The 19,843-nt window shown below is 61.6% G+C and carries 19 protein-coding genes and 1 tRNA gene; 11 read left to right on the top strand and 9 right to left on the bottom strand.

Annotated elements, in window-relative coordinates:
* The 5 genes from ACQY6C_RS05040 to purC all read left to right on the top strand — a co-directional run bounded on the left by ACQY6C_RS05040 (position 1) and on the right by purC (position 2,783).
* A complete protein-coding gene (locus ACQY6C_RS05040; RefSeq protein ID WP_427965630.1) occupies positions 1 to 585 on the top strand; it encodes a Maf family protein in 585 nt (194 codons plus the stop codon).
* Positions 578 to 1,537: a ribonuclease gene (locus ACQY6C_RS05035; protein ID WP_427965628.1), complete on the top strand. Its 960-nt coding sequence runs from the start codon at positions 578 to 580 to the stop codon at positions 1,535 to 1,537. The genes ACQY6C_RS05040 and ACQY6C_RS05035 overlap by 8 nt, the downstream gene beginning before the upstream one ends.
* Positions 1,534 to 1,755, top strand: a complete 222-nt coding sequence (locus ACQY6C_RS05030) for a DNA gyrase inhibitor YacG (protein WP_427965624.1) — start codon at positions 1,534 to 1,536, stop codon at positions 1,753 to 1,755. The genes ACQY6C_RS05035 and ACQY6C_RS05030 overlap by 4 nt, the downstream gene beginning before the upstream one ends.
* 91 nt (positions 1,756 to 1,846) lie before the next feature.
* Positions 1,847 to 1,922 (top strand) — tRNA-Phe (locus ACQY6C_RS05025).
* 54 nt (positions 1,923 to 1,976) lie between these two features.
* On the top strand, positions 1,977 to 2,783 hold the full coding sequence (gene purC, locus ACQY6C_RS05020; protein WP_427965621.1) for a phosphoribosylaminoimidazolesuccinocarboxamide synthase: 807 nt from the start codon (positions 1,977 to 1,979) through the stop codon (positions 2,781 to 2,783).
* A 3-nt stretch (positions 2,784 to 2,786) separates the two neighbouring features.
* Here purC and ACQY6C_RS05015 read toward each other — a convergent pair whose 3' ends face one another.
* Positions 2,787 to 3,668 carry a diacylglycerol/lipid kinase family protein gene (locus ACQY6C_RS05015; protein ID WP_427965619.1) on the bottom strand — a complete coding sequence of 294 codons (882 nt, stop codon included), beginning with the start codon at positions 3,666 to 3,668 and terminating at the stop codon, positions 2,787 to 2,789.
* Between the two features lie 83 nt (positions 3,669 to 3,751).
* Here ACQY6C_RS05015 and ACQY6C_RS05010 point away from each other — a divergent pair, with 83 nt between their 5' ends.
* From ACQY6C_RS05010 to purQ, 3 genes are all read left to right on the top strand, one after another.
* Positions 3,752 to 6,607 carry a M16 family metallopeptidase gene (locus ACQY6C_RS05010; RefSeq protein WP_427965616.1) on the top strand — a complete coding sequence of 952 codons (2,856 nt, stop codon included), beginning with the start codon at positions 3,752 to 3,754 and terminating at the stop codon, positions 6,605 to 6,607.
* Between the two features lie 103 nt (positions 6,608 to 6,710).
* A complete protein-coding gene (gene purS, locus ACQY6C_RS05005; protein ID WP_427965613.1) occupies positions 6,711 to 6,959 on the top strand; it encodes a phosphoribosylformylglycinamidine synthase subunit PurS in 249 nt (82 codons plus the stop codon).
* Positions 6,959 to 7,636 carry a phosphoribosylformylglycinamidine synthase subunit PurQ gene (gene purQ, locus ACQY6C_RS05000; RefSeq protein WP_427965610.1) on the top strand — a complete coding sequence of 226 codons (678 nt, stop codon included), beginning with the start codon at positions 6,959 to 6,961 and terminating at the stop codon, positions 7,634 to 7,636. The genes purS and purQ overlap by 1 nt, the downstream gene beginning before the upstream one ends.
* Positions 7,637 to 7,672: 36 nt before the next feature.
* Here purQ and ACQY6C_RS04995 read toward each other — a convergent pair whose 3' ends face one another.
* The 4 genes from ACQY6C_RS04995 to ACQY6C_RS04980 all read right to left on the bottom strand — a co-directional run bounded on the left by ACQY6C_RS04995 (position 7,673) and on the right by ACQY6C_RS04980 (position 13,289).
* Positions 7,673 to 10,024: a putative bifunctional diguanylate cyclase/phosphodiesterase gene (locus tag ACQY6C_RS04995; RefSeq protein WP_427965608.1), complete on the bottom strand. Its 2,352-nt coding sequence runs from the start codon at positions 10,022 to 10,024 to the stop codon at positions 7,673 to 7,675.
* 85 nt (positions 10,025 to 10,109) lie between these two features.
* Positions 10,110 to 10,478, bottom strand: a complete 369-nt coding sequence (locus ACQY6C_RS04990) for a GFA family protein (protein ID WP_427965605.1) — start codon at positions 10,476 to 10,478, stop codon at positions 10,110 to 10,112.
* A complete protein-coding gene (gene glmS / locus ACQY6C_RS04985) occupies positions 10,475 to 12,298 on the bottom strand; it encodes a glutamine--fructose-6-phosphate transaminase (isomerizing) (RefSeq protein WP_427965602.1) in 1,824 nt (607 codons plus the stop codon). Before glmS ends, ACQY6C_RS04990 begins: the two co-directional genes overlap by 4 nt.
* An 88-nt stretch (positions 12,299 to 12,386) precedes the next feature.
* On the bottom strand, positions 12,387 to 13,289 hold the full coding sequence (locus ACQY6C_RS04980) for a DMT family transporter (protein ID WP_427965599.1): 903 nt from the start codon (positions 13,287 to 13,289) through the stop codon (positions 12,387 to 12,389).
* 236 nt (positions 13,290 to 13,525) lie between these two features.
* Between ACQY6C_RS04980 and ACQY6C_RS04975 the strand changes: the two genes are divergently transcribed.
* Entirely contained in the window at positions 13,526 to 15,079 is a 1,554-nt protein-coding gene (locus ACQY6C_RS04975) for an ATPase, T2SS/T4P/T4SS family (RefSeq protein WP_427965596.1), read from the top strand.
* A gap of 22 nt (positions 15,080 to 15,101) precedes the next feature.
* Here the strand turns inward: ACQY6C_RS04975 and ACQY6C_RS04970 are convergent, their stop codons facing one another.
* Positions 15,102 to 15,344 carry a hypothetical protein gene (locus tag ACQY6C_RS04970; RefSeq protein ID WP_427965593.1) on the bottom strand — a complete coding sequence of 81 codons (243 nt, stop codon included), beginning with the start codon at positions 15,342 to 15,344 and terminating at the stop codon, positions 15,102 to 15,104.
* Between the two features lie 114 nt (positions 15,345 to 15,458).
* Here ACQY6C_RS04970 and ACQY6C_RS04965 point away from each other — a divergent pair, with 114 nt between their 5' ends.
* Both ACQY6C_RS04965 and ACQY6C_RS04960 read left to right on the top strand, forming a co-directional pair.
* Complete coding sequence (locus ACQY6C_RS04965; protein ID WP_427965590.1) at positions 15,459 to 16,334, top strand: DMT family transporter; 876 nt, start codon at positions 15,459 to 15,461, stop codon at positions 16,332 to 16,334.
* A gap of 62 nt (positions 16,335 to 16,396) precedes the next feature.
* Entirely contained in the window at positions 16,397 to 16,531 is a 135-nt protein-coding gene (locus ACQY6C_RS04960) for a hypothetical protein (protein WP_427965588.1), read from the top strand.
* 103 nt (positions 16,532 to 16,634) lie between these two features.
* On the opposite strand, the gene ACQY6C_RS04955 is transcribed toward ACQY6C_RS04960, so the two are convergent.
* The 3 genes from ACQY6C_RS04955 to ACQY6C_RS04945 are packed head-to-tail and all read right to left on the bottom strand — an operon-like array spanning position 16,635 to position 19,826.
* A complete protein-coding gene (locus ACQY6C_RS04955; protein ID WP_427965585.1) occupies positions 16,635 to 17,243 on the bottom strand; it encodes a DUF938 domain-containing protein in 609 nt (202 codons plus the stop codon).
* A 4-nt stretch (positions 17,244 to 17,247) separates the two neighbouring features.
* Positions 17,248 to 18,804: a long-chain-fatty-acid--CoA ligase gene (locus ACQY6C_RS04950; protein WP_427965582.1), complete on the bottom strand. Its 1,557-nt coding sequence runs from the start codon at positions 18,802 to 18,804 to the stop codon at positions 17,248 to 17,250.
* Complete coding sequence (locus ACQY6C_RS04945) at positions 18,801 to 19,826, bottom strand: bile acid:sodium symporter family protein (RefSeq protein WP_427965579.1); 1,026 nt, start codon at positions 19,824 to 19,826, stop codon at positions 18,801 to 18,803. The genes ACQY6C_RS04950 and ACQY6C_RS04945 overlap by 4 nt, the downstream gene beginning before the upstream one ends.
* Positions 19,827 to 19,843 lie beyond the last annotated feature (17 nt).

The following is a 19,843-nucleotide window of genomic DNA, read 5'->3' as shown; positions in this document are numbered from 1 at the left end:
ATGAGCGCGCTTCCTTCAGACATGCGGCTTGTTCTCGCTTCTGCCAGTCCTCGCAGGCGCGAGCTGATCGCGCGTCTCGGGATCGAGCCGCACACCGTCCAACCCGCCGAGATCGACGAGACACCGCACAAGGGCGAACTGCCGCGCGACTATGCCGTGCGGATGGCACGCGAGAAGGCACTGGCCGTTACCTCGCAGGACCATGTGCTCGCGGGCGATACGGTGGTCGCGGTTGGTCGACGTATCCTTCCCAAGGCGGAGGACGAAGCGACCGCACGGCGCTGTCTCGAACTGATGTCCGGTCGCCGTCACCGCGTCCTCTCGGCGATCGCCCTGCGCGCGCCCGACGGGACATTGCGAGAGCGTCTCAATGAAACAGTGGTGCGCTTCAAACGACTCAGCGAGCAGGAGATTGACGCCTATCTTGCCACAGGGGACTGGCACGGCAAGGCTGGCGGATATGCCATACAAGGGGCAGCCGAAGGGCTGATCCAGTGGATACAGGGCAGCCATTCGGGCGTGGTCGGTCTGCCGCTCTATGAAACGCGCGCGCTCCTGAAAGCGGCAGGGTTCTCCATTGGCTGAGTGGCTCGTCGAGCACGGCATAGGCGAGAGCCGTGCGCTGCTGATCGATGGTAGCAAGGTGCTGGCTGCAAGGCTGCACTGGCCGGGCGAACTGGCCGCCGGATTCGTCGAAGATGCTGTGCTCGTCGCCAGGTCCAAAGGCGGTGCGCGCGGCCGCGCTCGCTTTGCCAGCGGCGAAGAGGCGCTGGTTGACCGCCTGCCGAAGGATGCCAGCGAAGGTGCCACGATCCGCCTGGAAGTGACCCGCCCGCGGATGGCCGAGGTCGGACGGCAAAAGCTCGCTCAGGCACGGCCAACAGACGAGCCGCTTCGCCCCGCCCCCAACCTTGAACAGCAGACCGGCGGAAAAGTCGTCCGCCACTTTCCCGCAGGGCTTTGGGAAGAGGTGTGGCAGGCAGCCTCGCAAGGCACAGTGGATTTTGCGGGCGGTTCGCTGCTTTTCAGCGTGACGCCTGCCATGACACTGATCGATATCGACGGCGAAGGTTCACCGCGCGAACTGGCCCTTGCGGCAATTCCAGCGCTTGCCAATTGCCTGCGCCAGTTCGATCTGGGCGGTTCGATCGGGATCGATTTCCCGACCATATCTGACAAGGCGGGACGCAAGGCAGTGGATGAAGCGCTGTCTGCGGCGCTGGCCGAATGGCCGCACGAGCGCACCGCGATGAACGGCTTCGGATTCGTGCAATTGGTCGCACGACTTGAATGCCCATCACTCCTGCATCGCTTCGCCCAGTCGCGCGTTGCGACCTGCGCGCGCATGGCACTGCGAAGCGCAGAGCTGGTCGAGGAACCTGGTGCATTGCTCCTCACCGTACACCCCGCGCTGAAAGCCAAGCTCAAGCCCGGATGGCTGGAGGAACTCGCCCGCCGCACGGGCCGCGAAGTGCGGATTGCCACTGATCCCGCCCTTGCGCTCGAAGCCGGATTCGCGCAGGCGGTGCCGCTATGAACAAGCCCAAGCTCTGTCCCATTTGCAAGAAGCCGCGCGATCATGCGCTCAAGCAGCCAAGCGATAGCGCAAGTGAAAATCCATATGCGCCTTTCTGCTCCAGCCGTTGCCGCGACCGCGACCTGTCGCAGTGGTTCGGCGATGGCTATGCCGTGCCCGGACGCCCTGCCTCGCCGGAAGAAATAGCCAATGAAATCGTGCGCGAGGATCGGGACTGAATTGCCCCCTTGCCAAAGCGTCCCCGCTTCGCCATAGGGCGGCGCTCCAACCGCTCGCCGGTCGATGATGAAGGCCGCCGCCCGAGTGAATGCCCAGGTAGCTCAGTTGGTAGAGCATGCGACTGAAAATCGCAGTGTCGGTGGTTCGATTCCGCCCCTGGGCACCACATCGGCTCCCGCCTCTCCATCACCAACAGCGTAAGAAGAAGGACGCACCTGCCATGTCGCGTCGGCGCCAGATTTACGAAGGCAAGGCCAAGATCCTCTATGAGGGTCCCGAACCGGGCACGCTGATCCAGTATTTCAAGGATGATGCCACGGCATTCAATGCCGAGAAAAAGGGCACCATCAATGGCAAGGGCGTGATCAACAATCGCATCAGCGAGCATGTTTTCACGCGCCTTTCGCATATCGGAATTCCGACGCATTTCATCCGCCGGCTGAACATGCGCGAACAGCTCGTGCGCCAGGTCGAGATTGTCCCGATCGAAGTCGTGGTGCGCAATGTCGCGGCGGGATCGATCTGCAAGCGCCTCGGTATCGAGGAAGGCGAGCCGCTGCCGCACACGCTGATCGAATATTACTACAAGGATGATGCGCTGGGCGATCCGCTGATTGCCGAAGAGCACATCGCCTGCTTCAACTGGGCTTCGCCCGAAGAGATGCAGGACATCGCCTCCATGGCGATCCGTATCAACGATTTCATGTGCGGCATGTTCGCCGCGATCGACATCCGGCTGATCGATTTCAAGCTGGAGTTCGGCCGCATCTATGATGGCGATTACAGCCGCGTAATCCTGGCTGACGAGATCAGCCCCGATGGTTGCCGTCTGTGGGACATGAAGACCAACGAGAAGCTCGATAAGGACCGCTTCCGCCGCGATCTGGGCGGCGAGGAAGAGGCCTATCGCGAAGTCGCCCGGCGGCTGGGCCTGCTCCAGGGCGAGGACAATACACCCGGCGAAGTGTTCGACCTGTCGGCCCATCGCGGCAGGCTTCGCGGTTCACCCAAACCACCGAAGAAGTAGGCGCTAAGCGACGTAGCTTAACGTGATATCGCTCGGCGCAATCGTATGAGCGCTGCCGAGAATGTGGTCTCCGTCCACTTGCACCGGCGTGATGCAACGACCGAGCTCCACTCGTCGTACGCTGCGGATCTCTGCAAAGCCGAACCTGTCCACCGGCAGATGCAGCATGGCAGCCAAGCTGAAGGCAAGCGTTCGCAGCCGGGTCGAGCTGCGCAGTGTGATAAGCTCAATCGTGTGACTGGCCAGTGCTGCCTTGGGGCTAAGGCGGAAAGGCCCGGCATAGAAGGCGCCGCGCGAGACGATGACCGCTTCGGCTTCGCAGGAAAATGGCGTGCCATCGGCCAATTCGCCACGGAGAGAGATCGCACTACGCGGCCACTCACGCATCTGCTGCGCCATCGCGGCAACATAGGCAAGGCGGCCCACACGCGCCTTCAGCCCGCCCGAGACACGCGCCACGGCCGAACTGTCAGGCCCGATGCTAAGGCATGAAACGACCGGAAGTTCGCCCAATCGGTAAAGTGGCGATTTCAGCCAGGTTTCCGGCCCCCGCGCCCAGGCTTGTGCGAGTTGCTGTGCGAATTGGTCGGGCCTGCGCGAATAGCCGATCTCCCGCGCCACCAGGTTGATCGTGCCTGATGGCGCGACCGCCAGCGGAACCTGCCCAGCCCGTTCACCGAGCGCTTGCACAACGTCCCGCACAGTACCGTCACCACCATGCACACATACGAGTTCCGCATCGGGCGCGATACTGACGCCATCTGCTGCGGTTGCGACTGGCCGTACTACAAACCCCGCATTTTCCAGCGCCGCGACAAAGCGGCCCATGCGCCTTTCGCTGAAACTGCCGGAACAGGGGTTGAAGACGAAATCGACGATTGCCACCGGGCACTTCTTAGCCGCTTGTTTGAGGCGGGCAAATCGCCATTCATCCGCTTGTCACCATCTCGCGGCTAGGGCACCAAGCGATGATGCGTTTCGCCACTGCTTTCCTCGCCGCATTCGCCGCCACGCTCGCCCTTCCAACGGCCTCTGTCTTGGCGCAGGATGCGGTAGCCGAGAGACCGGCGGAGAAACCGCTATGGGCTTTCGAAGATAGCGACATCCCGGTCGATCCGGCCTTCCGGTTCGGCGTGCTCGACAATGGCATGCGCTATATCCTGCGCGAAAACGCCACGCCTGAGGGTACCGCGCTGGTTCGGCTGCACATTGGTTCCGGTTCGCTTGACGAGACGGACAAGGAGCGCGGCCTCGCTCACTTCCTCGAACATATGGCCTTCAATGGTTCAAGGCGGATACCCGAGGGCGAGATGGTCAAGCTGCTGGAGCGCGAAGGACTGGCCTTCGGCGCCGACACCAATGCATCGACCAGTTTTGAGCAAACCGTCTACAAGCTCAACCTTCCGCGCAATAACGAGGAGCTGCTCGATACAGCACTGATGCTGATGCGCGAAACCGCAAGCGAACTGTCGATTTCGCAGGAAGCGGTCGATCGTGAGCGCGGCGTGATCCTGTCCGAGCGGCGCGACCGGCGCAATTTCGCCTACAAGGAAATCGAGGACCGCCTGGCCTTCACGGTTCCCGGGGCACGCTATGCAGACAGACTGCCCATCGGCGTGATCGAAGTGCTCGAACATGCCAATGCTGACGATATTCGCGCCTTCTACCGGCGCACCTATGTCCCGGCGAATGCCGTGGTGGTGATCGTCGGCGATTATCCCTTAACGGAAATGGAGGCGATGGTGCGGCGCTGGTTTGGCGACTGGGAGGCCGCACCCGACCCGGCCAAACCAGAAGCCGGGCCTATCGATATCGCGCGCAGCAGCGACACCGACATCTATGTCGATCCCGCACTTCCCGAGCGCCTGCGAATCATGCGCTTCAGGCCGTGGGACGATCGACCGGACACCGTGGTGATGCGCCAACAGAATATCCTGCGGCAAGTTGGCTATGCGATCGTCAACCGGCGCTTCCAGGCGCTGGCGCGCGGCGAGGATGCGCCTTTTCGCGGGGCCGGTTTCGGCACTGGCGACGTATTCGAAGATGCGCGCATGACCAGCCTTGTGATCGATACCGAGGACGACGGCTGGGCCAGGGGCCTCGATGCTGCGACAGTCGAACTCCGCCGCGCATTGCAATATGGCTTCAGCCAGAGCGAAGTGGATGAACAGGTTGCGAAGATTCGCAGCGCGCTCGAAGCGAGCGTGCGGGGCAGCAGTACGCGAACCAACGGGGCGCTGATGAATGCGGCGCTAGGACTGCTGGATGAGCAGCGCGTTCCATCGACTCCCGAATCCTCGCTCGAACGCTTTGAGGCCTTTGCAAACTCGATTACGCCCGAAGCCACGCTGGCCGCACTACGCGATGACGCGGCAAAGCTGGCGGAACCCTTGATCCGGTTTGAAGGGCGCAGCGAACCCGACGGCGGAGCTCCAGCACTGCGGGCGGCCTGGGAAAGCGCAATGCAGATTGCGATCGCTGCACCTGAGAAAGCGGAGACGAAAGCCTTCGCCTACACCGACTTCGGACCACCCGGCGTAGTCGCATCCTACACGACAGACGATCGCTTCGGCTTCCACCTGGTCCGCTTTTCGAATGGCGTCCGGCTCACCCTTAAGCAGACCGATATCCGCAAGGACAAGATCAGCTTCCGTCTCACTCTCGATGGCGGACAATTGATGGAAACGCGGGAGGATCCACTCAAGACCGCGCTTGTTTCGTCAATTCCATCAGGCGGGCTCGGTGCACATTCACAGGATGAACTGGAAAGCGTTCTGGCTGGGCGTCGGGTGCGCCTCTCCGTGTCCTCTCAGGCGGAGGGCTTTCAGATGGGCGGCAGCACGACGCCCGATGATCTGCAACTTCAGATGCAGTTGCTTGCCGCCGCGCTCACCGATCCGGGATACCGGCAAGAGGGAGAAGAACGCTTTCGCCGTAATGTGAAGACCTTCTTCGCGAGCCTCGACGCAACGCCTGCGCAGGCGCTCGGCAACAAGCTTGGCGAGATCCTTTCGGATGGCGATCCGCGCTTCTCGCTCCAGCCGGAGGAAGCCTATCAAGACCTGACTTTCTCGCAACTTGCGGCAGATATTGGCGATCGCCTGAAGCACGGTGCGATCGAGCTTGCACTGGTGGGAGATTTCGAACCGCAGGCCGCAATTGACGCGGTCGCCGCAACATTGGGCGCGCTCCCAGCTCGCGAAGCCGATTTCCAACTCCGCGAAGCCGCCCGCACCCGCCAGTTCACACAGGATCACAGCACACGGACCGTGACCCATAGTGGCGAGCCAGACCAGGCGATGGTGCGGATGACCTGGCTGACAACGGATGATCGCGATCTTGCCGAGGCCCTTCGCCTGAACCTGCTCAACCGGGTTGTGGACATAGAGTTGCAGGAACAATTGCGCGAGGAACTGGGCAAGACCTATTCGCCGAGCAGCTCGAGCTCACCTTCCAAAACCTATCACGGCTACGGCACCTTCAGCCTGACCGCTTCGGTCGATGTGAATGAAGTCGAAGCGACCCGCGCAGCGATCCGCGCAATGCTGGCAGACCTTTTAGCCCGGCCGGTCAACGAAGATACGCTGGCAAGGGCGCGGCAACCACTGCTCGAGAGTTATGACAATATGCTCAAATCGCTCGGCGGTTGGATGTCGCTCGCGGACCTGGCGCAGAGCGAGGCCGACCGGCTGCAGCGGTTTATCGACGCGCCGGAGATCATCGAGAGTATCTCTGCAGAGGATATTCGCGCTACCGCGCAGCGCTATCTGGGCCCCGGCAAGGCGGTGGAGATCCTGGTCCTGCCGGAAGGCCAGACACGCTGATCGCGGAAAGCGTGGCAAAGCGACGCGCGGTGATTGCGATTGCGGCGGGAAACGCTATAGGCTCGGCGCATTCCACCAGACAGCGCCATCGTTGGAGATCCGCATGAAAGTCCGCATCCTGGTCCGCCTCAAGCCCGGCGTGCTCGATCCGCAGGGACGCGCGGTGCATCACTCGCTTGAACATCTCGGCTTCGACGGGGTTGAAGACGTGCGGATCGGCCGCATGATCGAGATGGAGGTGGCCGACGATACGAGCGACGACGCGCTCGACACCATGTGCCGGCAGTTGCTCGCCAATATGGTGATCGAAGATTATGTGATCGAGAGGCTCAATCAGGCGGAGCCTGTGTGATGGGCTTCCGCGCAGCCGTCATCACCTTTCCCGGTTCAAACTGCGACCGCGACATGGCGGTGGCACTGGAACTGGTTTCCGGCACTGCTCCGCTGAGGGTTTGGCACGGCGACGCCGACCTGCCCGAACGGCTCGACTTCATCGCCCTGCCCGGCGGCTTTTCCTACGGCGACTACCTGCGTTCGGGCGCGATGGCCGCGCGCAGCCCGATCATGCGCGCAGTCATCAAGGCCGCCGAAGCGGGCGTGCCCGTGCTGGGCATCTGCAACGGCTTCCAGGTTTTGACAGAGAGCGGGTTGCTCCCCGGTGCGCTGATGCGCAATGCGAGCCAGAACTTCATTTGCCGCACCGTGCCGCTGAAGGTCGAGAACAACCAGTCGCTGTTCACCAGCGCCTATGACGCAGGCGAGATTATCCGCATCCCCGTGGCGCATCACGATGGCAATTTCTTCGCCGACGAAGAAACGCTCGACCGGATCGAAGGTGATGGCCGCGTGGCCTTCCGCTACGCCGAACCGTGCAATGGATCGCGCCGCGATATCGCCGGAATCCTCAATGCTTCAGGAAATGTGCTCGGCATGATGCCGCACCCCGAACGGGCGGTCGAAGCCGAACATGGCTCAAGCGATGGTCGCAAATTGTTCGAAAGCGCGATTTCAGCTCTGGTTGACGCCTGACGTCGCAGCGCTGCGTCCGCCGCAGGTAGAATTGCCTCAGGCTGTGCGGCGCAGAGACTGGACAAACAGCTTGAGCGCGTTGTCCCCATCCATCGGGCGACCGAAATAGTATCCCTGGATCTTGTCGCAGCCGAGTTGCTGGATCAGGACCGCTTCCTCTTCCGTCTCGACGCCTTCCGCAGTGGTCGTCATCTCCAGACTTTGCGCCATGGCCACGACCGCACGGATAATCGCCAGGCTTTCAGCATTGTTGACGGCTGCGCCCTGGACGAAGGTACGGTCGATCTTGATGGTCGAGAACCGCAGTTTGCGTAGGTAGCCTAGCGAAGAATAGCCCGTTCCGAAATCGTCAAGCGCCACGCCGCAGCCCAGTGCCATGACCTGTTCCAGCGCGCTGCGGGCAATATTGGCATCGCGCAGGAAGATGCTCTCGGTCACTTCGATTTCCAGCCGCTCGGGGCGCAGCCCGCTGGCTGCCAGCGCCTCGACGACTTCCTTGGTGAAGCCCGGCTCCAGAAGCTGCTCGGGCGACACATTGACATTGACCTTTATGTGCTCGGGCCACTTGCGTGCTTCCATGCAGGCCTGGCGCAGCACCCATTTGCCAATCGGCACGATCAGCCGCGTGTCTTCCGCCAGCGGGACAAACTTGGCCGGACTGATCAGTCCATGGTCCTTGCTCTGCCAGCGAACGAGGGCTTCAAAGCTCACGATCTGGTGCTGGTGCGCATCGACGACCGGCTGATAATGCAGGACGAACTCGTCGTTTTTCAACGCATTGCGCAGCGCCGCTTCGAGCTGCCTGCGTTCTTCGGCCAGTGCGTGCAGTGTAGGTTCGAAGACACAGTGTTCGCCGCCGCCTTCATCCTTGGCTCGATAGAGCGCCAGATCGGCATTGCGCACCAGTTCCTCGACAGTCTTGCCGTCACGCGGGCCAATGGCGGAGCCCACGCTGGCGCCCACATAGAGCGTGTGATTGTCCACCTGATAGGGCTCGGAAAGACTCTCGATGATCTGTTTGGACACTCGCGACACGCATTGGGAATCCGAAGCGTCGCGGATAACCACTGCAAACTCGTCGCCGCCCAGGCGACCGCATAGCTGGTTCTCGTCCATCAAGGCCTTGAGCCGCGCCGCCACTTGAGCGAGCAGCTTGTCACCCACCTGGTGTCCGAGCGAATCATTCACCGCCTTGAAGCGATCGAGGTCGATCATCAGGAAGGCGCAACGAGACCGCCATTGCTCGACCTGTCGCAGCGCTTCGCCCAGCGCTTCGGTCAACTGCATGCGATTGGGGAGCGACGTAAGCGTATCGAATCGAGCTAGATAGGCGATCTTCTCCGACGATTCGCGCTGCGAGGTAACGTCGGAACCAACGCCGCGGAAACCCGCGAAATTGCCATGCCCGTCGCGCATTGGTGTGCCCGAAAGCTCCCACCAGCGGGACTTGCCGTTGATTGTCACTTCGACAATCAGGTTTGAAAAGCTTTCACGATTCGTCAGCCGGTCGGCCAGGTCATGGAGACTGCCAGGAAGGCATCCCGATTCCCAATTCGGCCCCGCAATCAGTTCAAGCAAGGACCTACCTTCCGCTTCCGACTGCTGGAGGCCGAGAGCGTAGGCGAAACGGGGTGAAATAGAGCGGACGCGGCGGCTCGTATCGATCTGCCACAACCAATCGGCATCGCCTTCCTCGAATTCGCGCAGAAGCAACGAGACGACTGCGTCCTTTTCGGCGACGCCGCTTTGGGCGATGCGCGCCTTGAGCCAGGTCTTTGCAACATCCAGCGTGCCGACACAGGCGATCGCGCAAAAGATCGCAACAATCGCAGCGAGCCCGACCTGTTCCCGGTGTACGAAGCCGACGGAGGCCGCTCCGCCAACCATCACGGTGAAGATCAGCACCGCAAGGGGGGACGAGGTCCGGAACATGATCGCGCCGAGAATCAGTGCGGACAGAGTCGTCCATATTGCAACCTGGACGAGGAACGATGCACTTCCGGCGAGAACCAGAGCGGGCATGCTCCACACGAAACCGCCAACGGCCGTAAGGGCAAGGTGATTGGCGAAGTCTCCTGGCGTTACCTTCACGCCATTCGATCTGGCGAAAGCAAGTTCGGTATTGGCTCTGTGAATGCCAATCCCCGCGGCAGCGAGAAACCAGAGCCCCAGCCAGATCGGCGAGGTCGTGGGCATCAGCAAGGCAACAACAATGGCAGCAAAACCAAGTTGGCCCGCCATCAGCACGCGTGCATGCTTTGCCAGCGCGGCAAACTGGATCGAACGCAAACGGCTCCACTCGCCGCCGCTCCAACGGGTAAGACCCAGGACGGAAACGATCGGAAGATTATCCGATTGATTCGGCAGTGGCGATTTCGACTGTTTCACCCGGCCGCGATTAACCAGAAAAGGTTATGGGCCGGTAAAGCAATCGCTTACTCGATAGTAACGGCTTTAGTTCCCGTAAACGCCACTATTTCAAACAACTGGCAGACTTCTCCCAGTTTCGCCCATCGAATGCGACAATGTCGGGAATCCAGCCGTGCCCATCGTCCAGGCAGTGAAAGTTTACACTCCAGCAATCGGGGTGTGAGCGCGGCTGATAGAAGCTCTTAACTCCGCATTTGGAGCAGAACAGATGCTCAGCTTGCCCGCTCCCAAAACGGTAGCTGGTGAGCGCATCATGCCCTTCCTCGAGCGTGAGGGCGCGGTGAGGAATAAAGACATGGAGATAGCCCGTCTGCGAACAGATCGAACAATTGCAGTCGAGCACTTCACGATCCGGATCGATTTCCGCCCGGAACCTGACCGCACCGCAGTGGCAGCCGCCGCCCAATATCATTCGACGGTGACGGATTTTGCCAGATTGCGCGGCTGATCGACATCCGTTCCCTTCACGCAGGCCGTGTGATAGGCCAGCAACTGCACGGGCACCGCATAGACCAGTGGCGCGATCAGCGGATGAACGCGCGGCATTTCGATCGTTGCAATGCAGCCTTCGCTCGCCTCGGCCAGCCCCTCTGCATCGGAAATCAGCACGATCTTTCCGCCGCGTGCACGCACCTCTTCCATGTTGGAGACGGTCTTTTCAAACAGCGGCCCGGACGGAGCGATCACGACCACCGGCACTTGATCGTCGATCAGTGCGATCGGGCCGTGCTTCATCTCGCCCGAAGCGTAACCTTCCGCATGTATATAGCTGATTTCCTTCAGCTTCAGCGCTCCTTCCAACGCCAAGGGATAGTCCTGACCCCGGCCCAGGTAGAGCACATCACGCGCCGGAGCGACCAGGTGGGCCATGCTCGCGATGTCGTCATCATGATCGAGCGCAGCATTGAGCGCGGCGGGCGCTTCAAGCAGGTGCCTGACGACTTCGGCTTCCTCGTCGCGGTTCATCAGCCCTTTCTTTACCGCCATATGCGCGGCGAGCGCGGCGAGCACGGCAAGCTGGCAAGTGAATGCCTTGGTCGACGCCACGCCGATCTCCGGCCCCGCATGGGTAGGCAGCAACAGGTCCGCCTCGCGCGCCATGGTGCTGGTCGGCACATTGACGACCACGCCGATGACCTGCCCCGCCGCCTTGCAATGGCGCAGCGCGGCGAGAGTATCGGCGGTTTCACCGCTCTGCGAAATGAACAGTGCGAGCCCACCGTCCTCCAGCACCGGATCGCGATAGCGGAACTCGCTTGCCACATCGATATCGACCGGCACGCGCGCGAAATGCTCAAACCAGTACTTCGCCACCATTCCGGCATAATAGGATGTCCCGCAGGCGACGATGGTAAGCCGACGGATCTGTGAGATATCGAAATCGAGCTGCGGCAGGGCCACCGAATTATCCGCCTGGCGCAGATAGGAACCGAGCGTCTGAGCCACCACTGTAGGCTGCTCGAAGATCTCCTTTTGCATGAAGTGGCGGTAATTGCCCTTCTCCACGGCGGCAGCCGAAGCCCCCGAGGTCGTCACTTCGCGCTCGACCGGATTGTTTTCGAGATCGTATATTTGTGCGCCCTCGCGCGTTATCACGACCCAGTCGCCTTCTTCGAGATAGGCGATTTTCTGCGTCAGCGGTGCGAGCGCCAGCGCATCCGAGCCGAGATAAGTCTCTCCATCGCCATAGCCCACCACCAGTGGCGAACCGAGCCTCGCACCGATCAGCAGATCGGGATGCTGCCGGAATGCGATCGCAAGCGCGAAGGCCCCACGCAGACGCGGTAACACATCGCGCACAGCCTCTTCCGGACTGGCTCCATTTTCGATCAGGCTGGAAACCAGATGCGCGACCACTTCGCTATCGGTTTCGCTTTCAAATTTGCGGCCATTGCCGCTGAGCTCGTCGCGCAGCGAACGGAAGTTTTCGATAATTCCGTTATGCACCAGAGCGACATCTTGAGTCGCATGTGGATGGGCGTTGCCGGCGGTTGGTGCACCATGAGTCGCCCAGCGGGTATGGGCGATACCGATCAATCCATCGGCAGGATCTTGCGACAACGCAGCCACCAGGTTGGCGAGCTTGCCTTCCGCTCGCCGGCGCACCAATGCGCCATCGTCGACGACGCAGAGACCAGCGCTGTCGTAGCCGCGGTACTCCATCCGCCTGAGGCCGTCGACCAGACGGTCCGCGACGGGGTCATTGCCGACTATGCCGATGATTCCGCACATATTCTCACTCTTCGATTAGGTTATTTCGCGCGCGCTTAGACGCCAATGTATGAACAGTTGCTTGGCTCTACTTACAATTTCAGCCGGATCAATCTCTCTCCGTCATGACCCGGCGGCTCATACCCGCTCGCCAAAGGTACAGTCCTGCACCGATGATGATCGCACCGCCAGCCAGAGTCAGGAGATCGGGCCTGTCGTCAAATATCAGCCAGCCCAGTGTAATAGCCACCAGGAGCTGGACATAGGTCATGGGTGCGACCGTCGCCGCTCCCGCGCGGGTCGTACCAAGGTAGATCAGCCAATGTGCGGAGCTCGCGGTCACCGCAACTACTACACAACGTGCGACAACGGTCCAATCGGGTACCGACAGCTGAAGCGCAGGCAAGCCGGAGAAGTGCCCCGCAAGGGTCGCCGCAACCAGGAATGGTGTCGCGGCCAGCGCAATAAAGGCCTGCATCGCAAGCGGGCTGGCCAAACCCGCCGCTGCCCGGTTGGCGAGGAACAGTGTACTCAATGAAAACGCGCAGAGCAGTGGTAGCATCGCCGCCCAGCCGATCTCGGCGACATTCGGGCGCAACACCAAAACAACGCCGAGGAAAGCTGCGCCCGATGCAACGAAAGTTGCGGCTCTCGCCCGCTCCTTCAGAAAGATCGGCGCCAGCAAACCCGTAATCGCCGGGCTGACAAAGGTGATTGTGGTCGTCTCCGCCAGCGGCATCAGAAACAAGGCGGAAAAGAAGCAGATCGTTGCAATTGCCACGGCAGCTCCACGCAACAACTGCAGGCCCGGCCGCGGCATGAGAAAGCCCGCCGGTCCCTGGCTCGCAAGCAGAATCGCGGACAAGCCTGCCGCTCCCAAAATGTAGCGCAGCGTGGCAATTGCGGTTGGTGCCCATTGCCCGGCCATGCTCTTGACCACGGCATCGCCGCAGCTCAACAGAACAAAACCTGCCAAGGTGAATAGCAGTCCAGCTCGTTCACCCTGATGCATGGAAAGCAAATCCCCTGAAGCCAATGGCTCCGGCGCTAGGCGATAGGCGCAAACTTGGAAAGGGGGCATTGTCAGTCCGCGTGGCAGGGCCAGTGGGCGGGCAGAGCCCGGTCCTCAATTTGACGCGATCCTTAGGAAAAAAATAAGCTTTCCGAATTATTCACCATCCTCGGTTAGGCACTCTTCGCCATAGGGCGGCGATGCCGCAGATGAATATTTAAGCCTGGGGGCCCAGAATGAGCGCATTCGGAAGGAAGAATGGACCTAGCGGGATGAAGCCCGGAGGCCGTCCGTCCTTTGGCGTAGCGCGACCCATGTCGGGTGGCGACAAAGCGCCTGCTGCTGGCAGCCAGCCGAGAGGCGGCGACCAGTTCCCGCCGCTGCCGAATGAAGGCGGCGGAGCGCCGATTCCCGAACCGGCTCCGTCGGCTGCACCGTCCTCTAAGGGAGGATCGGCTGGCGACGCGATGGCGCGTCTCGACGATCGCATGAACACCGAGCATTCGGGCCACGCGGAAGTCGGCGGTTTCGAAGCCAGCGTACACAAGATCAAGGAACAGGTGCTGCCGCGCCTGCTCGAGCGCGTCGATCCCGAAGCAGCCGCTTCTCTGACCAAGGACGAACTCTCTGAGGAGTTCCGTCCCATCATCATGGAAGTGCTGGCCGAGCTCAAGGTCACGCTCAACCGCCGCGAACAATTCGCACTCGAAAAGGTCCTGATCGACGAGTTGCTCGGTTTCGGTCCGCTCGAGGAACTGCTGAACGACCCCGACGTGTCCGACATCATGGTCAACGGCCCTGAACAGACCTACATCGAAAAGAAGGGCAAGCTGGTCATCGCGCCGATCCGCTTCCGCGACGAACAGCATCTGTTCCAGATCGCGCAGCGCATCGTGAACCAGGTCGGCCGCCGCGTCGACCAGACCACACCGCTGGCCGACGCCCGCCTCAAGGACGGTTCGCGTGTCAACGTGATCGTGCCACCCCTGTCGCTCAAGGGCACCGCGATCTCGATTCGTAAGTTCTCCGAAAAGCCGATCACCCTGGATATGCTCAAGGAATTCGGCTCGATGAGCGAGAAGATGTGCACCGCGCTGAAGATCGCGGGCGCATGTCGCATGAACATCGTCATCTCGGGCGGTACTGGCTCCGGTAAGACGACCATGCTCAACGCCCTGTCGAAGATGATCGATCCGGGCGAGCGTGTGCTGACCATCGAGGACGCGGCCGAACTTCGTTTGCAGCAGCCGCACTGGCTGCCGCTCGAAACCCGCCCGCCGAACCTTGAAGGCCAGGGAGCCATCACCATCGGCGACCTTGTGAAGAACGCCCTGCGTATGCGCCCTGACCGCATCATCCTGGGCGAAATTCGTGGCGCGGAATGTTTCGATCTTCTCGCCGCCATGAACACGGGCCACGATGGCTCCATGTGTACGCTTCACGCCAACAGCCCGCGCGAGTGCCTGGGCCGTATGGAAAACATGATCCTGATGGGCGACATCAAGATCCCGAAGGAAGCCATTTCGCGCCAGATCGCGGAGTCGGTCGACCTGATCGTGCAGGTGAAGCGCCTTCGCGACGGTTCGCGCCGCACCACCAACATCACCGAGGTGATCGGGATGGAAGGCGACGTGATCGTGACACAGGAACTGTTCAAGTTCGAGTATCTCGACGAAAGCGATGACGGCAAGATCCTGGGCGAATTCCGTAGCCAGGGCCTGCGCCCCTACACGCTGGAAAAGGCACGCCAGTTCGGGTTTGACCAGGCCTATCTGGAGGCGTGTCTGTAAGCGACAGACAGGTTCCGCTACCCTAACCTCCAAGTACCTTGGGCAATGCGAAGGCCAATAGCCCGCCGCCGATGATCGCGCTGGCCATGAACAGGCCGGTCCAGGGGACCCAGCCAACCTTGTCCAGCTTCCCGACGCGTTCGCGCCGGGCGCGGCGCCGGTCGCCGATCATGGCAATGAGGGCAAGCAGCAGGAAGCCCGCGCCCCACAGCGCAACCAGCGTGCCTTCGCTGGCGAAGGTCAGGAAATCGTGCATTTGCTTCATCGCAGCGCGCATATGGGAACAGCGCCGCTGCCCGACAATAGTGAAACCCCTTGTGCAAGTCGCCGTGGCCACTATGCGCGAGGCGTGACCAGCGCCCCTCAAGATCGGCCGATCATGGCCCTGCTTCTTCGGCTTGGCGCCGCCGCAGTCATCGCCATGCTAACGGCGACGGTTAAGCTTGCCGAGCAGAGCGGTGTGTCGCTGCCCGAAATCCTGTTCTGGCGCCAGGCGCCGACTGTGCCGATCCTTCTGCTCTGGCTCGCCGCAAGCGGTGGGCTCAGCCGCCTGCTGACGCACCGGATCGGAGCCCACGCAAAACGGGCCATACTTGGCCTCGCCAGCATGTCCTGCAATTTTGGCGCGGTGATCCTGCTCCCGCTGGCAGAGGCGACTACGCTGGTCTTCACGTCTTCGATCTTTGCCGTGATCCTATCTGCCGTTTTGCTGAAGGAAGATGTCGGCATCTATCGTTGGACGGCAGTGACGCTGGGCTTTTTGGGCGTGGTCGTGATCGCCCGCCCTGGCTCCGGCGAAATCCCGCTGCTGGGGGCGGCGATTGCGCTGTCCGCCGCCTTCATGATCGCCTTGATCTCGATTCAGATTCGGGATCTTGGACGAACCGAAGAGCCGATAACGGTGGTTTTCTATTTCTCGCTGTTCAGCCTGCCAATCCTGGGTGCCATCCTGCCCTTCGTCTACCAAACGCACAGCGCCTACCAATGGATGTTGCTGGGCGCGATCTCGCTGCTTGGCCTGTTGGTGCAGCTCCTGCTGACGGCCAGCCTGCGTTTCGGCGTCGTCGCCAGCGTGATGGTGATGGACTATACCTCGCTGCTGTGGGCGACCCTGCTCGGCTGGAGCCTGTTCGATCACCTGCCTCCGGCCACTACGTGGCTGGGTGCTCCACTCGTGGTGCTCGCCGGTCTGGTCATCGCATGGCGCGAACACCGGCTTGCAATAGCCAGCCGCGGTTCAGCTCCGATCGGCTAGCAACTTGCCGGATTGCGCGATATAGTGGCGAAACCGGCGCTATAAGCCTGTTTGAGAAGGATATGATGATGGTACGCAAGACCTTGATTGCCGTAGCTCTCGCAGCGATGACGCTCACCGCAACCGCCTGCAACACGGTGCGCGGCGTAGGCGACGATCTGCAGTCAGCCGCCAATGCGGTCGACGACGAGACCTGAGGTAACGTCCCTATCCGGCCAGCGCCGGAACTGGGCTCAAATCCGTTGAACGAACCCGCCAGCCAGCGGCTCGGCGGGTTTTTTCATGCCCGGAATACGCGCATCAGCGCTTGCGATAGACCAATGTGAGATTGTTCGCCGGCATGGCGTAGCGCGCAGTGCGGTCGAAGCCATTCGCATCCGCCAGCCGGTCGACATCCGCAAGTTGGCGCAAGCCCCAGCGCGGATCGCGTGCTTTCAGGTTCTCATCGAAGGCAAGATTTGACGGAACGGTCTCTACATCCGCTTCAAGATAGGGGCCATAGAGTACCAGCGGATCGCCGCGTCCCAGCACGCGCGCCGCACCAGCAAACAGTCCCTCGCTCGCTTCCCACGGGCTGATGTGCACCATGTTGATGCAAACCATCGCATCGGCACGCGAAGTCGGCCATTCTTCACAGCTGGCATCGAGTTCGACCGGCTCCAGCAAATTGGCGGCAGGATGGTCGCTACGCCAGGCGGCAATCGATGCCAGCGCACCCGGATCGGGATCGCTCGGCTGCCAGGTCAGGCCGGGAAAACGCTGCGCGAAATAGAGCGCATGTTCGCCGGTCCCGCTTGCGATTTCCAGCACCAACCCGCCGTCCGGCAGTTCCCGCTCGAGCACATCGCCAATCGGTGCGCGATTGCGTGCGGCGGCGGGCGCCTGTCTCTTCGCATTGATGTTGCTCACGAAGTCAGCTTACTTGCCGTTCCTGCCCTTCCCAATAGGGTTTTCGCAATTCGCGGCGCAGGATCTTGCCGGTGGGATTACGCGGCAGCGCAGGGATGACATCTACGCTCTTGGGTACCTTGTAAGGAGCGATCCGTTCGCGCGTCCAGGCCAGCACGTCGGCCTGGTCGACCTCCATACCGGGCTTGGCGACGATGCAGGCCTTGACCTCTTCGCCCCATTTCTCGCTCGGCACGCCGATCACCGCCACTTCCGCTACCGCCGGATGGCCATAGATCGCGCTTTCGACCTCGGCCGGATAGACATTCTCGCCGCCCGAGATGATCATGTCCTTGATGCGGTCCTGGATATAGACGTAGCCATCATCATCCATGAAGGCCGCGTCTCCCGTGTGGAGCCAGCCATCGGCATCGATGGTCTCTTCAGTCGCTTCGGGCAAGTGCCAGTAGCCAGCCGTGTTGGAGGGAGAGCGGACCGCGACTTCGCCAATCTCTCCGCGCGGCAGTTCCTTCCCGTCAGGACCCAGAATGGCGATCTCCGCACCCGGCACGGCCTTTCCCGCAGACCGCATCCGCTGGTTCCCTTCCAGCGTGTGATCCTCGGGCGGTAGCAGGGCGATCGTGCCGGTCGTCTCTGTCATCCCATAAGCTTGCAAGAAGCCTGTGGCGGGCATGGTCTGTACCGCTTCCCGCAACAGGTCGAGCGGTATCGGCGCAGCGCCATACATCAGATATCGAAAGCCGGAAAAATCGGTCTTCGCGGCGCGCGGATGCTGGATCACCATCTGCAGCGCCGCTGGCACAATGAACATTTGCGTCACGCCCTGATCCATGCCGTCCAGCACGCCCTCGGGGCTGAACTCGGCCTGGATCAGTGCACGTACCCCGCTGGCAATCGCAATGTTGATGAGTCCCGTTCCGCCAATATGCGCGACCGGCATTGCAACCAGGATGCAATCGTCCGTCTGGTGCATAGACCAGGGCAATTCAGCCGCAACTGCGTCTCTACGCAGGCTGAGCAGATTGGCGTTGGAAAGCACCACGCCCTTGGGATTGCCGGTGGTTCCAGAGGTGTAAAGCTGCAGCACGCCGTCATCGGGACCGGCCGGATCGTACTCGGCCGGTTCGCGCGCGAGGATCATTTCCCATGCCCGCTGTTCGCCAATTACTTCCGGTGCAGGCGAAAGAGGCGCCGCGACCGCTTGCGCCGTGTCGAGAAATCCCTCCCCGGCAAACACCAGCCTGGCCTGCGTATCCTTGACAATATAAGCGACTTCGGGCGGCGCCAGGCGCCATCCCACCGGCGCGATCACCACACCCATTCGTCCGGCAGCGGCAAACAACACTGCGTAAAGATCGGAATTCTTTCCAAGCCAAGCGATCCGGTCACCCTTCACCAGCCCGTGGTCCTGAAACAGGCCGATGGTGCGGCGCGTCAATTCCTCCAATGCGCCAAAATCAATGCAGCGCCCGTCCTGCTCTGTCGCAATGCTCCGTGGCCGATGCTCAGCCCAATGGCGCAATATCTCGTCATAGGTGAGGTAGTTATGCTGGTCGCTCATGGCCTCTCCTCAATCGCCCCGCCCACTTCACCATGCTCTGCGGCGTGCTCCTCGGTACGTTCTTGGCTACGCCGCCACACGGTTGCCAGCAAGCTGCCCATAACGACGTGATACAGCGCCGAAACGGCACTCGGTACCGGCGCCAGCGCCGCCTGCATGGGTGACGCGAACTGCGCGGCGAAACTGGGCCCCGAAGCGAGCGTGGAGCCAAGCCCGCTGTTCTGCATACCCACCTCGATCGAACAGGTCCGCGCTACGCCCTGCTCGAAGCCGAGCCAGCGCGTGACGAGATAGCCCAGCGCAAAGCCTGCCGCGTGGAGCAGGAACAACGCCACCAGCAGCAATCCCGCGTGTTCGATGATCAGCGGCTTTGATCGCGCGATGATCCCGCCCACGATCAGCACTACACCTATGACCGATGCGAGCGGCGATATGGTCGCGATCCGCGAGGTTGCCGCTGGGAACAGCCGGTTGAGGACGACACCCGCGATCACCGGCAGCAGGACCACGGTTATCATCCCGCGAAACAGCGCCCAGCGGTCGATTTCAATGAAGACGCCCGCGAGCCAACCGGTCAGCAGCGGAGTGGCGACGACCGCGATCAGCGTGGAACATAGCGTCATGGTGACGGAAAGCGCGAGATTGGCGCGCGCCAGATAGGTCACGACGTTGGAGGCGGTCCCGCCAGGGCAACACGCCACCAGAATCAACCCCACGGCAAGGCCCGTCTCCAGACCGAACAGGGTTGCGATCGCGATTCCTGCCAGCGGCATGACCGTGAACTGCAGCGCCACGCCCGCCGCGACCGCACGCGGCATGGTCAGCACGCGACGGAAATCTTCCGGCGCAAGTGTCAGCCCCATGCCCAGCATGATAACGCCCAGCAGCACGCTGACGAGCGACTGGTCAAGCGGGCGGAATGTGTCGTCGACCACCCACAGGAAGCTCCAGGGGAAGAACCAGGCGATCGCTGTGCCCAGCACGGTCCATAGTGCAAACAGACTGGTCAGCCAGCGGATCATGTAACCCCTCCCCCTGC

It is taken from the genome of Altererythrobacter sp. (assembly GCF_050299635.1).
Classification (GTDB): Bacteria; Pseudomonadota; Alphaproteobacteria; order Sphingomonadales; family Sphingomonadaceae; genus Erythrobacter.
The sequence above is the reverse complement of the archived record's forward strand: the minus strand, read 5'-3'. Positions and strand labels throughout refer to the sequence as shown.

Coding starts and splice junctions, on each gene's coding strand:
- ACQY6C_RS05010 (WP_427965616.1), top strand. CDS start 3,752: ATGATGCGTTTCGCCACTGCTTTCCTCGCCGCATTCGCCGCCACGCTC.
- ACQY6C_RS04970 (WP_427965593.1), bottom strand. CDS start 15,344: ATGAAGCAAATGCACGATTTCCTGACCTTCGCCAGCGAAGGCACGCTG.
- ACQY6C_RS05030 (WP_427965624.1), top strand. CDS start 1,534: ATGAACAAGCCCAAGCTCTGTCCCATTTGCAAGAAGCCGCGCGATCAT.
- purC (WP_427965621.1), top strand. CDS start 1,977: ATGTCGCGTCGGCGCCAGATTTACGAAGGCAAGGCCAAGATCCTCTAT.
- ACQY6C_RS04960 (WP_427965588.1), top strand. CDS start 16,397: ATGATGATGGTACGCAAGACCTTGATTGCCGTAGCTCTCGCAGCGATG.
- glmS (WP_427965602.1), bottom strand. CDS start 12,298: ATGTGCGGAATCATCGGCATAGTCGGCAATGACCCCGTCGCGGACCGT.
- ACQY6C_RS04990 (WP_427965605.1), bottom strand. CDS start 10,478: ATGATATTGGGCGGCGGCTGCCACTGCGGTGCGGTCAGGTTCCGGGCG.
- ACQY6C_RS04945 (WP_427965579.1), bottom strand. CDS start 19,826: ATGATCCGCTGGCTGACCAGTCTGTTTGCACTATGGACCGTGCTGGGC.
- purS (WP_427965613.1), top strand. CDS start 6,711: ATGAAAGTCCGCATCCTGGTCCGCCTCAAGCCCGGCGTGCTCGATCCG.
- ACQY6C_RS05040 (WP_427965630.1), top strand. CDS start 1: ATGAGCGCGCTTCCTTCAGACATGCGGCTTGTTCTCGCTTCTGCCAGT.
- purQ (WP_427965610.1), top strand. CDS start 6,959: ATGGGCTTCCGCGCAGCCGTCATCACCTTTCCCGGTTCAAACTGCGAC.
- ACQY6C_RS04980 (WP_427965599.1), bottom strand. CDS start 13,289: ATGCATCAGGGTGAACGAGCTGGACTGCTATTCACCTTGGCAGGTTTT.
- ACQY6C_RS04975 (WP_427965596.1), top strand. CDS start 13,526: ATGAGCGCATTCGGAAGGAAGAATGGACCTAGCGGGATGAAGCCCGGA.
- ACQY6C_RS04950 (WP_427965582.1), bottom strand. CDS start 18,804: ATGAGCGACCAGCATAACTACCTCACCTATGACGAGATATTGCGCCAT.
- ACQY6C_RS04965 (WP_427965590.1), top strand. CDS start 15,459: ATGGCCCTGCTTCTTCGGCTTGGCGCCGCCGCAGTCATCGCCATGCTA.